Annotated in this window: 16 protein-coding genes; 14 read left to right on the top strand and 2 right to left on the bottom strand. The window is 71.5% G+C overall.

Going from position 1 to position 15,897, the window contains the following annotated elements; all coding sequences use genetic code 11:
- Window positions 1–163 precede the first annotated feature (163 nt).
- The 6 genes from OG842_RS07525 to OG842_RS07500 all read left to right on the top strand — a co-directional run bounded on the left by OG842_RS07525 (window position 164) and on the right by OG842_RS07500 (window position 5,651).
- Window positions 164–787, top strand: coding sequence for a dihydrofolate reductase family protein (locus OG842_RS07525; protein ID WP_266728644.1), 624 nt, complete (start codon window positions 164–166; stop codon window positions 785–787).
- Between the two features lie 106 nt (window positions 788–893).
- Complete coding sequence (locus OG842_RS07520; RefSeq protein WP_266728642.1) at window positions 894–1,817, top strand: DMT family transporter; 924 nt, start codon at window positions 894–896, stop codon at window positions 1,815–1,817.
- Window positions 1,818–1,947: 130 nt separating this feature from the next.
- The gene (locus OG842_RS07515) at window positions 1,948–3,165 is read left to right on the top strand and encodes a sensor histidine kinase (protein ID WP_266728641.1); all 1,218 of its coding nucleotides are present in this window, start codon (window positions 1,948–1,950) and stop codon (window positions 3,163–3,165) included.
- A gap of 62 nt (window positions 3,166–3,227) precedes the next feature.
- Window positions 3,228–3,962: a response regulator transcription factor gene (locus tag OG842_RS07510; protein ID WP_266728639.1), complete on the top strand. Its 735-nt coding sequence runs from the start codon at window positions 3,228–3,230 to the stop codon at window positions 3,960–3,962.
- A 98-nt stretch (window positions 3,963–4,060) separates the two neighbouring features.
- Window positions 4,061–5,257: a cytochrome P450 family protein gene (locus OG842_RS07505; RefSeq protein WP_266728638.1), complete on the top strand. Its 1,197-nt coding sequence runs from the start codon at window positions 4,061–4,063 to the stop codon at window positions 5,255–5,257.
- Window positions 5,258–5,273: 16 nt separating this feature from the next.
- The gene (locus OG842_RS07500) at window positions 5,274–5,651 is read left to right on the top strand and encodes a PaaI family thioesterase (protein WP_266728636.1); all 378 of its coding nucleotides are present in this window, start codon (window positions 5,274–5,276) and stop codon (window positions 5,649–5,651) included.
- Window positions 5,652–5,661: 10 nt separating this feature from the next.
- Here OG842_RS07500 and OG842_RS07495 read toward each other — a convergent pair whose 3' ends face one another.
- On the bottom strand, window positions 5,662–6,684 hold the full coding sequence (locus OG842_RS07495; RefSeq protein WP_266728634.1) for a Gfo/Idh/MocA family protein: 1,023 nt from the start codon (window positions 6,682–6,684) through the stop codon (window positions 5,662–5,664).
- Between the two features lie 137 nt (window positions 6,685–6,821).
- On the opposite strand from OG842_RS07495, the gene OG842_RS07490 reads away from it, so the two are divergent.
- From OG842_RS07490 to OG842_RS07460, 7 genes are all read left to right on the top strand, one after another.
- Window positions 6,822–7,580, top strand: a complete 759-nt coding sequence (locus OG842_RS07490; RefSeq protein WP_266728633.1) for a GntR family transcriptional regulator — start codon at window positions 6,822–6,824, stop codon at window positions 7,578–7,580.
- Window positions 7,581–7,675: 95 nt separating this feature from the next.
- Window positions 7,676–8,680: a sugar ABC transporter substrate-binding protein gene (locus OG842_RS07485; protein ID WP_266728631.1), complete on the top strand. Its 1,005-nt coding sequence runs from the start codon at window positions 7,676–7,678 to the stop codon at window positions 8,678–8,680.
- 164 nt (window positions 8,681–8,844) lie between these two features.
- Complete coding sequence (locus tag OG842_RS07480; protein WP_443063970.1) at window positions 8,845–9,858, top strand: sugar ABC transporter substrate-binding protein; 1,014 nt, start codon at window positions 8,845–8,847, stop codon at window positions 9,856–9,858.
- A complete protein-coding gene (locus OG842_RS07475; RefSeq protein WP_266728629.1) occupies window positions 9,855–10,907 on the top strand; it encodes an ABC transporter permease in 1,053 nt (350 codons plus the stop codon). The genes OG842_RS07480 and OG842_RS07475 overlap by 4 nt, the downstream gene beginning before the upstream one ends.
- Entirely contained in the window at window positions 10,904–11,764 is an 861-nt protein-coding gene (locus OG842_RS07470) for an ATP-binding cassette domain-containing protein (RefSeq protein ID WP_266728628.1), read from the top strand. The genes OG842_RS07475 and OG842_RS07470 overlap by 4 nt, the downstream gene beginning before the upstream one ends.
- A 133-nt stretch (window positions 11,765–11,897) precedes the next feature.
- Window positions 11,898–13,061, top strand: coding sequence for an ROK family glucokinase (locus tag OG842_RS07465; RefSeq protein ID WP_266728626.1), 1,164 nt, complete (start codon window positions 11,898–11,900; stop codon window positions 13,059–13,061).
- Window positions 13,062–13,075: 14 nt separating this feature from the next.
- Complete coding sequence (locus OG842_RS07460; RefSeq protein ID WP_266728624.1) at window positions 13,076–13,666, top strand: hypothetical protein; 591 nt, start codon at window positions 13,076–13,078, stop codon at window positions 13,664–13,666.
- Between the two features lie 19 nt (window positions 13,667–13,685).
- Here OG842_RS07460 and OG842_RS07455 read toward each other — a convergent pair whose 3' ends face one another.
- Window positions 13,686–14,345 (bottom strand): TetR/AcrR family transcriptional regulator, encoded by a 660-nt coding sequence (locus OG842_RS07455; protein ID WP_266728622.1) that lies wholly within the window; start codon window positions 14,343–14,345, stop codon window positions 13,686–13,688.
- Window positions 14,346–14,433: 88 nt separating this feature from the next.
- Between OG842_RS07455 and OG842_RS07450 the strand changes: the two genes are divergently transcribed.
- Window positions 14,434–15,864, top strand: coding sequence for a purine-cytosine permease family protein (locus OG842_RS07450; protein WP_266728621.1), 1,431 nt, complete (start codon window positions 14,434–14,436; stop codon window positions 15,862–15,864).
- The last annotated feature ends 33 nt before the right edge of the window (window positions 15,865–15,897 follow it).

Raw genomic sequence — 15,897 nt, 5'->3', positions numbered from 1 at the left:
CCGGTGCCCCGACATGGACCAGGAAAGTCGTTCCGGCCGTCCGTCACCGGCGGGAATCGGACGCCTGCCCCGGGCGCCGTCCATGGCCCGGCCGATGAGTTCCGGGTGGCAGCGGAGTCGGAGGAGAAAGACCATCGGTGGACCGGAACACAGGAGAAGGACCATGGCCGAGCTGACTCTCACCACCTTCCTGTCGCTCGACGGCGTCATGCAGGCGCCGGGCGGGCCCGACGAGGACCGCGGCGGCGGGTTCGAGTACGGCGGCTGGACCGTGCCGTTCGCGGACGAGGGCATGATGCGCTTCATCGACGAGCTGTTCGGCCGCTCGGCGGCCTTCCTCCTGGGCCGCCGCACGTACGACATCTTCGCCGCGTACTGGCCCAAGGTGACCGACCCCGAGAACCTGGTCGCGAGCAGCCTCAACGCCCTCCCCAAGTACGTCGTCTCGACCACCCTGGACAAGCCGGAGTGGCACAACACGACCGTCATCCCCACGGACGTCGCCGAAGAGATCGCCCGCCTCAAGGAGCACACGGAGGGCGGCGAGCTCCAGATCCACGGCAGCGGCGCACTCGCCCGTTCCCTCATGGCGCACGGCCTGGTCGACGAGTACAACCTGCTGTACTTCCCGGTGGTGCTGGGCAGCGGAGACCGCCTCTTCCCGGAGGGCGGACAGCCCACCGCCTTCGAGCGGACCGAGGCGCGGGAGACCCCGAGCGGAATCTCGATCCGCACCTACCGGCCCACGGGCCGGGCGCGGTTCGGCACCTTCCCGCTCGATGAGTGAGAGGGCTGTTGTGGGCGGGGCGACGCCGGTACGGTGATCGTTCCGCGTGAGAGCCGTCGAGGTCTCCACATCGTTCCCGCCGTGGAGAACCAGGAGAAACAGCCAGGTGTCCTCGATCGCCGTGCCCACCCTCGCCCCGTCCCGCCGCGCCTGGCTCACCGACCTGCCCGTGCTGCTCGTCGCCGTCGTCTGGGGTTCGAGCTACCTGGCGGCCAAGGGCATCACCACCGCGCAGACGGTCCTGGCCGTGCTCGTGCTGAGGTTCGCCGTCGTACTGCCCGTGCTGGCAGTGGCCGGCCGGCGCAGGCTGCGGGCGCTCGGCGCGGCGCAGTGGCGGGGGGCCGGCCTGCTCGGACTCGTCCTCAGCGCGATCTTCCTCGTGGAGACGTACGGCGTCGTGCACACCTCGGCGACCAACGCGGGGCTCATCATCAGCCTCACGATGATCTTCACCCCGCTCGCCGAGGCCGCCGTGACACGTGTCCGTCCGCCCAGGGCCTTTCTCGCCGCCGCGGCGCTCTCGGTCGCCGGAGTGGTGCTGCTGACCCAGGGCGGCGGATTCACCAGCCCCTCGGCCGGCGATCTGCTGATGCTGGTGGCCGCCCTCGCCCGCACCGTGCACGTGCTGCTGATGGCCCGCATCAAGTCGGTGCAGGGCGCCGACTCGCTGTCGCTCACCACGGTCCAGCTCGGCAGCGCGGTCGCCGTCTTCGCCCTGCTCGCGGCCGTGCCCGGCACCGGGGAGGCGCCGTGGACGGTGGCCGCGGGATTCGGCGTCCGGGAATGGGGCGGGCTGCTCTTCCTCTCCGTCTTCTGCACGCTCTTCGCCTTCTTCGTGCAGATGTGGTCGGTGCGCCGCACCTCGCCGTCCCGGGTCAGCCTGCTGCTCGGCACGGAACCGCTGTGGGCCGCCGCCGTCGGCATCGCGATCGGCGGCGAGCGGCTCGGCGTCCTCGGCGCGGTGGGTGCGGTGCTCGTCCTGGCCGGCACCGCCTGGGGCCGCCGCGCGGTCACTCCGGCCGCCCCCTGATCCGGCCGGCGGCCACCACTGCCGCCCGCCCGTCGCGCCGTCCGTCCGAAAGTCTCGTCCTTCGCGACTTTGGTCGCCCCTCACGCCCGTACGGCCGGGACCACTGGCCCCACCTGGGTAGTTTTGTGGCATGACGCGTACGGAATACCGCTGGCTGCTGCCCTCGGCGATGGCCGACCCCGAGCTGCCCGGCGACCGGCGCGGCCGCGCGCGACGCACCGTGCGGGACTGGGCAGTCGACCTCACCGCCTTCCTCTGCGCGGCCCTGGTCGGCATGCTCACGGTCGCGACGATCGAGGCCGACCCCACCACCCCGGACGGCGTCCTGTTCGCCGACATCGTGATCGGCACCCTGGCCTGCTGCGCCCTGTGGGTGCGGCGGCGATGGCCGCTGGGCATCGCGGTGGGCCTGGTCCTGGTCGCCGCGGTCGAGCCGGTCGCGGCGGGGGCCATGCTCGTCGCGCTGTTCGGGGTGGCCGTGCACCGCCCGTTCCGGCCCGTGGCGGCCGTCGGGGCGCTCACCCTGGCGCTCGCCCCCGTACAGCCGTATCTGCGTCCCGACCCGGGCACCTCGTTCGTGGAGGCCACGGCCATCGGTGTGCTGCTGCCCCTGCTGGTGATCAGCTGGGGCATGGTCGTACGGTCCAGGCGACAGCTCGTCGTCACCCTGCGCGAGCGGGCCCACCGGGCCGAGACAGAGGCGGAGCTCCGCGCCGAACAGGCGCAGCGGCTCGCCCGCGAGGCCATCGCCCGCGAGATGCACGACGTCCTCGCCCACCGGCTGACCCTGCTCAGCGTCCACGCCGGAGCCCTCGAATTCCGCCCCGACGCCCCGAAGGCCGAGGTGGCCCGCGCGGCCGGGGTCATCCGGGACAGCGCGCACGAGGCGCTCCAGGACCTCCGCGAGATCATCGGAGTCCTGCGCAGCCCCGGCGAGAGCGACGGCGACCGGCCGCAGCCCACCCTCTCCACGCTGGACTCGCTGATCGCCGAGTCCCGGCTGGCCGGCATGAAGGTCACCTTCGACAACCGCGTCGACGACCCCGGCACCGCCCCCGCCGCCACCGGCCGCACCGTCTACCGCATCGCCCAGGAGGCCCTGACCAACGCCCGCAAGCACGCACCCGGCACCGAGGTCACCGTCACGGTCGCCGGATCCCCGGGCGAAGGGCTCACCGTCGAGGTGCACAATCCGGCACCCACCGAACCCTTCGAGCGGGTCCCCGGCTCCGGCCAGGGACTCATCGGCCTCACGGAACGCGCCACCCTGGCCGGGGGCAGCCTCGACCACGGACCGCGACCGGACGGCGGATTCCGGATCAGCGCCTCGCTGCCGTGGCCGGCCTGACCGTCGCGCGGCGTCCCGGTCCCCGGCGCGACCGGTGTCCTGACCTGGCTACGGTGGGCCCCATGACCACCCCGACCCCGACGGATCCCTCGGCGCAGCCCATCCGGCTGGTCGTCGTCGACGACGACCCGCTCGTACGGGCCGGACTCGCCCTCATGCTCGGCGGCGCCGACGACATCGAAATCGTGGGGGAGGGGGCGGACGGCACCGAGGTCGAGGAACTCGTCGGCCGGCTGCGCCCCGACGTGATGCTGATGGACATCCGGATGCCGGGCATGGACGGGCTGACCGCGACCGAGGCGCTGCGCAGTCGCCCCGGTGCCCCGCAGATCATCGTCCTGACGACGTTCCACGCCGACGAACAGGTGCTGCGGGCCATCCGCGCCGGAGCGGCCGGTTTCGTACTGAAGGACACCCCGCCGACGCAGATCGTCGACGCGGTACGACGGGTGGCGGCCGGCGATCCGGTGCTGTCGCCCGCGGTCACGCGTCAGCTCATGGCCCGCGCGGCCGGGACCGGGCCCCGGACCGGCCGCGACGACCGGGCGGACCGCGCCGACCGGGCACGGGCACGGATCGCGTCGCTCGCCGAGAGGGAACGTGAGGTCGCGATCGCCGTCGCCCGCGGCCGTTCCAACGCCGAGATCGCCGCGACGCTCTACCTCAGCGTGGCGACCGTGAAGACACAGGTGTCCCGGATCCTGGCCAAATTCGGCTTCAACAACCGTGTCCAGATCGCGCTGTTGGTGCACGACGCGGGGCTGCTCGACGATGACGGCACGGAGCCGGCGACATAGGGTGAACCGGTCGGTCCGAAGCGATCGAGCAGAGCTCGGGCCTGTCCGGCGGAGCAGGGCCGGACAGGGCGGGCCGTCAGACCGGGAGGGGCGATCCCATGTCCGATGCCAGTGGCCGTGCCGAGGTCGATGTCGATCTGACCGGGATCGCGGACTTCACCGCGAACCCGTATCTGTACTACGAGAAGCTGCGCGCCGCGGGCCCGGTGCACACCGTACGCACCGACGAGTTCGAAAGCGTCTGGCTGGTGGTGGGATACGACGAGGCCCGCGCCACCCTCGCCGACCCGCGGTTCGCCAAGGACTGGCGGGGTCTGCCGGGTGCCCCCACCGAGAGTGACCCCATCTCCTTCAACATGCTGGAGCTGGACGCCCCCCACCACACCCGGCTGCGCAAGCTCGTCGTGCGGGAGTTCACCGCCCGCCGGGTCGAGGCGCTGCGCCCCCGCGTCCAGCAGATCACCGACGGGCTCCTCGACGCGATGGTGCCCGCCGGACGCGCCGATCTCGTCGACGCGCTCGCCTTCCCGCTGCCGATGACCGTCATCTGCGAGCTGATCGGTGTGCCGGACCTGGACCGCGAGGCATTCCGCGGACTCTCCAACGGTGTCATCACCCCCGCCTCGCCGCTCCAGGGGATCGAAGCGGTGCGCGCCATGAACGAGTACCTGAGCGAACTCATCGAGGACAAGCGGTGCTCGCCGGGCGACGACCTGATGAGCGCCCTGATCCGGGCGCGCGACGAGGAAGGGGACACGCTGTCGCCCGACGAACTCGTGGGGATGGCCTTCCTGTTGCTCGTCGCGGGCCATGAGACCACGGTCAACCTGATCACCAACGGCGTACGGGCGCTGCTCGGCCACCCCGCCCAGCTGGCCGCCCTGCGTGCGGACCCGGAGCTCCTCGACGGTGCGGTCGAGGAGATGCTGCGCTACGACGGGCCGGTGGAGACCGCCACGTTCCGCTATACCCGTGAACAGGTCGAGATCGGGCGGCGGACCATCCCGGCGGGCGCCCCGGTCCTGGTGTCCCTGGCGGGCGCCGACCGGGACCGCGGCCGCTACCCGGAACCGGACACCTTCGACATCCGCCGCGACGCCCGGGGCCACCTGGCCTTCGGGCACGGCGCCCACTTCTGCCTGGGTGCTCCGCTGGCCCGCATGGAGGGCCGGATCGCGATCCGTACGCTGCTGGAGCGCTGCCCCTCCCTCGCTCCGGACGCGGGGGCAGGGGAGTTGGACTGGATCCCCGGGATGCTGATCCGCGGGGTGCGCGGGCTGCCCGTCCGCTGGTGAGACAAGGAGCCACGGAATGAACGGACTCGACCTGGAGCTGGCGCGGATCACCGCCTTCGGGGACGGCGCGGCCACCCTCGAAGTGGACATCCGCCAGGAACTCCAGCAGCAGAACGGCTTTCTGCACGGCGGGGTCCTGGCCTACGCGGCCGACAATGCGATCACCTTCGCCGCCGGCACGACGCTCGGCCCGGCCGTGCTGACCGGCGGCTTCTCCATCCAGTACGTCCGGCCCGCCACCGGCAGCACACTCGTCGCCGACGCCGAAGTGGTGCACACCGGCCGCCGCCAGGCGGTGGTCCGCTGCGAGATGTTCGCGGCAGGGGAGGACGGGGAGCGGACGCTCTGCGCGGTCGCGCAGGGGACCGTGCTGTCGGCCGCCCCGTCCTCCTGAACCCAGGCCCTCAGGGGGCGGGCCGCGCCGCGCCGTCGGCGATCTCGGCGATCGCCACGGGGCGCCGCTCCCGGCGGGACACCTCGCACGCCTCCGCGATCAGCAGCGCGAACCACGCCTCCCGGCCGTCGCACGGATTGGGCCGCTCGCCCCGCACCACCCGTACGAACGCGTCCAGTTCGGCCTCGTACGCCGGGGCGAACCGCTCCAGGAAACCGGGCCACGGGGAGGAAGGAGCCGGGGGGCCCTGCGGTTCGGCCGAGGTGACTGGGGTGCGGTCGTCCAGGCCGACCGTGATCTGGTCCAGCTCGCCCGCCAGCTCCATCCGTACGTCGTAACCGGCGCCGTTGCAGCGGGTGGCCGCCGCCGTGGCCAGGGTGCCGTCGTCGAGGGTCAGCAGGACGGCCGCCGTGTCCACGTCGCCCGCCGCCCGGAACATCCCGGGCCCGGCATCCGACCCGGTGGCGTACACCTCCGTCACCTCACGGCCCGTCACCCACCGCAGCATGTCGAAGTCATGGACCAGACAGTCCCGGTACAGCCCCCCGCTGAGCGGGAGATACGCGGCGGGCGGCGGGGCGGGGTCCATCGTCACCGACCGCACGGTGTGCAGCCGGCCCAGCGCACCGGCCCGCACGGCGGCGCGAGCCGCCCGGTACCCCGCGTCGAACCTGCGCATGAAGCCCAGTTGGAGCACGCTCCCGGCCCGGTCGACCTCGCGCAGCGCGGCCCGGGTCCCCGGGAGGTCCAGCGCGATCGGCTTCTCGCAGAATGCCGGGAGCCCGGCCCGTGCGGCCCGGCCGATCAGCTCCGCGTGCGCCGAGGTGGCCGAGGCGATCACCACGGCGTCCACCCCCGCGCCGAACACCTCGTCGGCACCGGGGGCCGTCGTCGCGCCTGTGCGGTGCGCGACCTCGCCCGCCCGCGCCCCGTCGGTGTCCGTCACCACCAGGGCGTCCACCTCGGGATGGCGGGCCAGCACGCCCGCGTGGAAGGAACCGATCCGGCCGGTGCCGATGAGTCCGATGCGCATGGACCCAACGTGCCGTCCGCCGACTGCGCTGTCAACCATATGTCCGGACAAGGTGCCCCTTGTTCGTTGGTCATGCTGTCCGGACAACAGGACGACCGGGCTTCCGGAGGTTCTGACGTGGGGGATACCCTCCACGCGTGCCCAAACCCACCACCGACCCGGCCGCGCTCGAACTCGGCGTGGACCGCTCCAGCCCGATCCCGCTCTACTTCCAGCTCGCCCAGCAGCTGGAGGCCGCCATCGAGCAGGGCAGGCTCGCCCCCGGCAGCCTCCTCGGCAACGAGATCGAGCTGGCGGCACGGCTCGGCCTGTCCCGGCCCACGGTCCGCCAGGCCATCCAGTCGCTGGTCGACAAGGGGCTGATGGTGCGCCGTCGCGGCGTCGGCACCCAGGTCGTGCACAGCAGGGTCAGGCGCCCGCTCGAACTGAGCAGCCTCTACGACGACCTGGAGGCCGCGGGTGGGCACCCCACGACCCGCGTCCTGCGCAACACCGTCGAACCCGCCGACGCGGTGGTGGCCGAAGCCCTGGCGGTCGCCGAGGGCAGCGACGTACACCTCGTCGAGCGGCTGCGGTATGCGCACGGCGAGCCGCTGGCGCTCCTGCGCAACCACCTGCCGCCCGGGATCGTCGGCCTGGACACCGCGCGGCTGGAGGCCACCGGCCTGTACCGGCTGATGCGCGGCGCCGGCATCACTCTGCACAGCGCCCGCCAGACCGTCGGCGCCCGGCTCGCCACCGCCGAGGAGGCGGCCGGGCTCGCCGAGGCGGAGGGGGCCGCCCTGCTGACGATGGAGCGCGTCGCCTTCGACGACACCGGACGGGCGGTCGAGTTCGGCTCCCACATCTACCGGGCGTCCCGCTACACCTTCGACTTCCAACTGCTCGTACGGTGACGACGGCCGCCCCCTGCCCCGTTGACGTCCCGTACGCCCACCGCTAGAACTCCTCCAGCCGCAATCGGGCGGCCGGGAGAGAAGGCGGACCCACCATGCGTACCTCTCGCAAGGCAGCAACCCTGATCACTGTCGCGGCCCTCGGGATCGGCATCGCCGTCTCCGGCTGCAGCGGCTCCGGCGGCCGGAGCGCCGAGGAGAAGCCCGCGGGCACGAACGGCGGCGCGGCCGCCGGCACGCCCCGGATGAAGATCGCGATGGTCACGCACTCGGGGGAGGGCGACACCTTCTGGGACATCGTGCAGAGCGGCGCGAAACAGGCGGCGGCCAAGGACAACGCCGAATTCCTCTACTCGGCGAACAAGGAAGGCAAGGAACAGGCCCAGCTCGTCCAGGCGGCCATCGACCAGAAGGTCGACGGGCTGATCGTCACCCTCGCCAAACCGGAAGCCGTCAAGGACGTCGTCGCCAAGGCCGTGAAGGCCGGCATACCCGTCGTGACCATCAACTCGGGCGCGCAGTTCTCGACGGAGATCGGCGCGCTCGGGCACATCGGGCAGGACGAGAAGGTCGCGGGCGAGGCCGTCGGCGACGAGCTCGGCGCACGCGGCCGCAAGAAGGCCCTCTGCGTCATCCACGAGCAGGGCAACGTGTCGCTGGAGGAGCGCTGCGCCGGGGTGCGCAAGACCTTCGGCGGCAAGGTCGAGAACCTGAACGTCGAAGGCACCAACATGCCGGCTGCCACCTCCTCGATCGAGGCGAAGCTCCAGACCGACAAGGACATCGACGCGGTCGTCACCCTCGGCGCCCCCTTCGCCGCCGCCTCCGTCAAGGCCAAGGCCGGCTCCGGCAGCACGGCCGAGATCGACACCTTCGATCTGAACGCCGAGGTCGTCAAACGGCTGAAGGCCGACGAGGTCGGCTTCGCCGTCGACCAGCAGCCGTACCTCCAGGGCTACCTCGCAGTCGACGAACTCTGGCTGAACCGGACCAACGGCAACGTGGTCGGCGGCGGGAAACCGGTGCTCACCGGTCCGGCGATCGTCACCGCGAAGGACGTGCCGCAGCTGGAGAAGTACACCGCGCGCGGCACCCGGTGAACCTTCCGCGCGCCGCGGCGCCCACCCGGAGCCGACACACGCGTCCCGCCCCTGCCGGGCGGTGCCGTCGGCCGCTCGGGGATACTTGGCCAGCCGGGCCGGGAGCGCACCGTCCCCGGCCACTCCAAGCAGCACAGCGAGCAGCACTAGAAGGGCACGGCGTCGTGGCAAGGGTTCGGACAGGGGTACGTGCGATGGGCGCCGTGCTTGCGGCGGTGCTCGGGGCTTCCCTCGTGGGATGCAGCAGCACCGGTGGCAAGCGGGCGGAGGAGCGCGCGGCCCGGGCCGCCGCCGAGGGCCGGGCCGCGGTGGACACACCCCGCTGGACCTTCGCGATGGTCACCCACTCGGGCGACGGCGACACCTTCTGGGACATCGTCCAGCGGGGCGCCGAGCAGGCGGCCGTCAAGGACAACATCAAGTTCCTGTACTCGCACAACGACGAGGCGCAGCAGCAGGCCCAGCTGGTGCAGGCCGCCATCGACCAGAAGGTCGACGGGCTGATCGTCACCCTCGCCAAGCCCGACGCGATGAAGGACGTGGTGACCAAGGCCGTCAAGGCCGGAATCCCGGTGATCACGGTGAACTCGGGCTCCGCGGAGTCCAAGCGGTTCGGCGCACTCACCCACATCGGCCAGGACGAGTCCATCGCGGGCGAGGCGGTCGGCGAGGAGCTCAACGCGCGGGGCCGCAAGAAGGCGCTCTGCATCCTGCACGAGCAGGGCAACGTCGGCCACGAGCAGCGCTGCGCAGGAGCGAAGAAGACCTTCGACGGGCAGCTGCAGAACCTCTACGTCGAGGGCACCAACATGCCCGACGTCCAGGCGTCCATCGAGGCGAAGCTTCAGGCCGACAAGGACATCGACGCGGTCGTCACCCTCGGCGCGCCGTTCGCGGACGCCGCCGTCAAGGCGAAGAGGACCGCGGGCAGCAAGGCCGAGATCGACACCTTCGACCTGAACGCCAAGGTCGCCACGGCCCTTCAGGACAAGACCCTCGGCTTCGCCGTCGACCAGCAGCCCTACCTCCAGGGGTACGAGGCGGTCGACCTGCTCTGGCTCTACCGCTACAACGGCAATGTCCTCGGCGGCGGACGCCCGGTCCTCACCGGACCGCAGATCATCACCGCCAAGGACGCCGCCGAACTCGCCCAGTACACGAAGCGGGGGACCCGATGAGCACGACCGCCGGACCGTCCGCCCCGGCCGGGGCGGACGAGCGGCTGCTGCGCACCTCACCGCTGCGCAGGCTGCTCGGCCGCCCCGAGCTCGGCTCGGTGGTCGGTGCCGCGGCCGTCTTCATCTTCTTCTCGATCGTCGCCGACAGCTTCCTGCGCGCCTCCAGCCTGGGCACCGTGCTGTACGCGGCCTCGACGATCGGGATCATGGCCGCGCCGGTGGCGCTGCTGATGATCGGCGGCGAGTTCGACCTCTCCGCCGGTGTGCTGGTCACCAGCTCCGCGCTGATCTCGTCGATGTTCAGCTACCAGATGACGGCCAACGTGTGGGTCGGCGTCTTCGTGTCGCTGCTGGTCACCCTGGCCATCGGGGCGTTCAACGGCTTCATGCTGACCCGCACCAAGCTGCCGAGCTTCATCATCACGCTCGGTACGTTCCTGATGCTGACCGGCCTCAATCTGGGCTTCACCAAGCTGATCAGCGGGACCGTGTCCACCAAGGCCATCGGTGACATGGAGGGCTTCGATTCGGCCCGCAAGGTCTTCGCCTCGCAGTGGACCATCGGCGGCGTCGAGTTCAAGGTCACCATCCTGTGGTGGGCGGTACTCGTCGCGATCGCCACCTGGATCCTGCTCCGTACCCGCTTCGGCAACTGGATCTTCGCGGTCGGTGGCGAGGCCGACGCGGCCCGCGCGGTCGGCGTCCCGGTGATCCGTACCAAGATCGGGCTCTACCTCGGGGTCGCCTTCGCCGCCTGGGTCTCCGGCCAGCATCTGCTGTTCTCCTTCGACGTGGTGCAGTCCGGCGAGGGCGTCGGCAACGAGCTGATCTACATCATCGCGGCCGTCATCGGCGGCTGTCTGATCACCGGCGGCTACGGCTCCGCGATCGGCTCCGCGGTCGGTGCCTTCATCTTCGGCATGACCAGCAAGGGCATCGTGTACGCGGAGTGGAACCCGGACTGGTTCAAGTTCTTCCTCGGAGCCATGCTGCTCCTGGCCACCCTGCTCAACGCATGGGTACGCAAGCGCGCGGAGGCGACGAAATGACGGCCCCCAAGGCACCGGCCGACCAGGAGGCGCCCCACCGGGCGCTCGTCGAGCTGGACCACGTCAGCAAGTTCTACGGCAACATCAAGGCCCTGACGGACGTCTCGCTGGAGGTCCACGCGGGCGAGATCTCCTGTGTGCTCGGCGACAACGGCGCCGGCAAGTCCACCCTGATCAAGATCATCGCGGGGCTGCACCGGCACGATGCCGGGTCCTTCCTCATCGAGGGCGAGGAGACCACCCTCGCCAACCCGCGCGACGCCCTGGACCGCGGCATCGCCACGGTCTACCAGGACCTGGCCGTCGTCCCGCTGATGCCGGTCTGGCGCAACTTCTTCCTCGGCTCCGAGCCGACCACCGGCGCCGGCCCCTTCAAGCGCCTCGACGTGCGGCTGATGCGCGAGACGACCCGATCCGAGCTGCTGCGCATGGGGATCGACCTGCGCGACGTGGACCAGCCGATCGGAACCCTGTCCGGCGGTGAGCGCCAGTGCGTCGCCATCGCGCGGGCCGTCTACTTCGGTGCCAAGGTCCTCGTCCTGGACGAGCCCACCGCCGCGCTCGGCGTCAAGCAGTCCGGGGTCGTGCTGAAGTACGTCGCGGCCGCCCGCGACGCCGGTCTCGGCGTGGTTCTCATCACGCACAACCCGCACCACGCGTATCTCGTCGGGGACCGTTTCGTCCTGCTGAAGCGGGGCGCCATGTCCGGCAGCCACACCAAGGCGTCCATCACTCTGGACGAGCTGACCCGCCAGATGGCGGGCGGCAGCGAGCTGGAGGAGCTCAGCCACGAGCTGGAACGGGCCCCCGCACCGACCCATCTCGGCGGCCACCCGGCTCACGGCAAGCACGAGTAGCCCCCGGCCGGCAGCGGCCCTCTGCGCACCGGTCCGCCAGCCCCGGTGCCCCGGCAGTGGCAGAATCGAGGCCGACGGGCGCAGTCCGCCGCCGGGAGCACCGCCCCCGGCTCCCCCAGACCCCGCAGGGACGATGAGCACGTACCGCGACTTCACGCACCGCGGCTCCGCCCGCGCCACCGTCCTGCGGACCGTGGGCACCCGGGAGCGGCGCTCGCACCTCACGGCCCCGCGGGTACCCACCGTCGGCATCGACATCGGCGGTACGAAGGTGATGGCGGGCGTCGTCGACGCCGACGGCAACATCCTGGAGCAGCTGCGCACCGAGACACCGGACAAGTCCAAGAGTCCCAAGGTCGTCGAGGACACCATCGTCGAGCTGGTCCTGGACCTCTCCGACCGGCACGACGTGCACGCCGTCGGCATCGGCGCGGCCGGCTGGGTCGACGCGGACCGCTCCAAGGTGCTCTTCGCCCCGCACCTCGCCTGGCGCGACGAACCGCTGCGCGACGCTCTTGCCTCCCGCCTCGTCGTCCCCGTCATGGTCGACAACGACGCCAACACCGCCGCCTGGGCGGAGTGGCGCTTCGGCGCGGGGCGCGGCGAGGACCACCTCGTCATGATCACGCTCGGAACCGGCATCGGCGGCGCGATCCTGGAGGACGGTCAGGTCAAGCGCGGCAAGTACGGCGTCGCCGGTGAGTTCGGCCACATGCAGGTGGTGCCCGGCGGGCACCGCTGCCCCTGCGGGAACCGCGGCTGCTGGGAGCAGTACAGCTCGGGCAACGCCCTGGTCCGCGAGGCCAAGGAGCTGGCCGCCGCGGACTCCCCGGTGGCGCACCAGATCATCGAGCGGGTCAAGGGCAACATCCCCGACATCACCGGGCCCCTCATCACCGAACTCGCCCGCGAGGGCGACGCCATGTGCGTCGAGCTGCTCCAGGACATCGGCCAGTGGCTCGGCGTCGGCATCGCCAACCTGGCTGCCGCGCTCGACCCCTCCTGCTTCGTCATCGGGGGCGGTGTCAGCGCCGCCGACGACCTGCTCATCGGCCCCGCCAGGGACGCCTTCAAACGCCACCTCACCGGCCGCGGCTACCGGCCCGAGGCCCGGATCGCCAAGGCCCAGCTCGGCCCGGAGGCGGGTATGGTCGGCGCGGCCGACCTCGCCCGGCTGGTGGCCCGCAGATTCCGCCGTACCAATCGCCGCCGGGTCGAGCGGTACGAGCGGTACGCCCAGATCTACGACCAGGCCGCGAACACCATCCGTAACACCCGCAACACCCGCACCTCCTAGGGATGCCCAGACACATGACCGCAGCCGAGCACCCCGTCCTGCCGCGTCAGTCCACGCCGCCCGACGACGGCCGGCCGCCGCAGGACCGGCGCCGGGTGATCCGCCGCAGGCTGATCACGGCGACCATCATCGTGCTGCTCATCGGCATCCCGGCCGGCTATCTGCTGATCTCGGCCGGGCAGAGCCGCCGCGCCGGCCAGAACAAGGAGGCCGAGGCCTCCGCGCAGGGGCTCCAGGAGGGCTGGCCGTCCCGGATGCAGCGCCGGATCTTCGAGCTGCCGATGCCCGGCAACTCCCTGGACGTGCAGTACTACGAGACCAACAACTGGAAGGCCAGCCGGCTGTACGTGGAGTTCCGCACCACGTCCGCCGGGCTCGACCGCTTCCTCGGCCGGATGGGCAGCGGGCGCTCCGACCTGGAGCCCGGCAAGGTGACCATCGGCGAACGCGACCAGAAGGTCTCGGGCTGGAAGTTCGACCCCGGGACCGAATGGGCGGGCACCAGGCACACCAACAAGGACCCGCGCCCCACCCAGGACATCATGGTGAACATGACCGACCCGATGAACCCCGTGGTGTACGTGGTCTCCGCGGCGACCCCCTGAGCGCAGGCCCTGGGCCGCGTCACCCGGCGGCGGCCGTCCCGGCCGGTCGCGCGCGGGCGCGCAGCGTCCCCGGCGCCAGGCCGAGCCGGGCCTCGGCCGTCTCGATGGCCACGTCGCCGTAGTCCGGGCCGCCCTGCGGCGCGTCGTCGTTGGCGTACGCCCCCAGCCCGTCGACGGTGATGAGGATGTGCAGGGCCGCCTTGACCGTGTCGTCGGTCGTGAACTCTCCGGCCCGGACGCCCATGCCGACCAGGGCGATCAGCTCGTCGCGCGTCTGTGACTCCTGCGCGCTCACCGCCTCGCGCAGCGCGTCCTTGAACCTGCTGAGGTGCCGCGCGTTGAGCCACAGGCGGCTCAGGTCCCGGTAGTCGCCGTCCGTCAGGCGCACGAGGAAGCGCGCCAGCCGGTCCACCGGCGGCAGATCCTCCTCGTCCGACGGCAGGAGCGACCCGCGTTCCGACGTGGCGGCGAAGGCGAACGCCTCGCCCAGGAGATGGTCCGCGACCGGGAAGTAGTGGCCGATCAGGCCGGGGCGGACGCCCAGGGTGTCGGCGACGCGGCGCAGCGTGACCCGCTCCAGTCCCTCCTCCAGTCCGATGCGGGCGGCGGTCCGCAGAATCTCCGCGCGGCGCTGCTCGGGCGGTTTCCTGGATTGCTTCGGCCGAAGTCTTGACGTCATGGACCAAAGGCTATTGGATCGGTGACCAATAAGTTGTTGGCCATGTGCCCAATAAAGGCAGCGTCGCCTGGACATCCGAGAGGCCTCGATGACGACACAACCCACCACCGCCGCAGGAGCCCTCGAAGGGCAAGGCTCCGAGCGCTCGGGGCAGCTGGAGACCCGCGGGATCGACCTGATCCCCGCCGACGAGCGCGGCGGTCGCCCACGACAGCTCTTCGCCGTCTGGGCAGCGCCGAACGTCAGCTATCTGAGCCTCGTCGTCGGCGGCACGCTGATCCTGATGGGGCTCACGCTCCCGCAGGCCATCGGCATCATCCTGGCCGGGAACCTGCTGTGGATCTGTACGGGCGTCATCGCGGCCGGCGGTCCGGCCGCCGGCACCAGTGGGTCGGTCATCTCCCGCGCGTTCCACGGCGTCATCGGCAACAAATTCGTGCTCGTCCTGACCGGCTGGCTCATCGCCGCGGCCTATCTCGCCCTCAACTGGTCGGCCGCCTCGGTCGCGGGCATCGGACTTGCCGCCCGGATGGGTCTGCCGGACAACGCGGCCGTCCACGCGACCGTCATCGTCCTCATCGCCGCGGCGACGCTGCTGATCGCCATCTACGGATACGCGACGATCGTCCGCCTCTACACCGCGCTCAGCGTCCTGCTGACCGTCGTGTTCATCGTCGTCACGGGATACGTGCTCGCCGAGACCGACTGGTCCTACGCCCCGGCGGAGCCCCTCAAGGGCGGTGCGCTGGTCGCCACGACCGGCATCGGCTTCGCCATCATCGCCTCCACGCCGCTCTCGTACAGCAACAGCCCCGACCTGGCCCGCTACCTGCCGCGCGACAGCAGCCCGTTCGCCGTCGCCGGCTGGACGGCGCTGGGCGCGTACGTGCCCAGCGTCCTGTTCACCACGGTCGGCGCCCTCGCCGCCACCACGCTCGACATGACCGACCCGCAGGCCGCGCTGGAGGGCATTCTGCCGGGCTGGTTCGTCCCCGTCTTCGTCATCGCGGTGGTCGTCAACACCATGGCGAACAACGGCATGACGGCCTACAGCGCCAGCCTGTCCATCCAGTCGGTCGGCGTCCGCCTCGCACGTATCCCCGCCGTCCTGACCATCGGCATCCTCGGCACGGCCATGACGCTGTACGCGATCCTCGTCTGGGACTTCCTGACCAGCGTCAACACCATGCTCCAGCTCGTGGTCGTCGTGACCGGCCCGGCCATGGCGGTGGCCGTGACCGACCTCGTCATGCGGCGCAACCGCTACAACGGGGCGGACTTGATCGGAGAGGAACGCGGCGGGCCGTTCTGGTACCACCGCGGTGTCCACTGGTCCGGCGTCCTCGCGCTGGTCAGCGGCGGCGTCGTCTCCCTGCTGTGGGTGAACACCACCTTCTGGACGGCCCCGCTCGCGCGGGTCATGGGCGATGTCGACCTGTCGATCCCGGCCGGCATGGTTGTCGCCGCCGCCGTCTACTGGGCCACCGCCCGCATCCTGCGGACCATTCCCCGCCCCTGACGGTCCCCGCCGCCCCGCCCCCACGCACAGCAC

Origin of the sequence: Streptomyces sp. NBC_00376 (assembly GCF_036077095.1) — a bacterium.
Classification (GTDB): Bacteria; Actinomycetota; Actinomycetes; order Streptomycetales; family Streptomycetaceae; genus Streptomyces.
The sequence above is the reverse complement of the archived record's forward strand: the minus strand, read 5'-3'. Positions and strand labels throughout refer to the sequence as shown.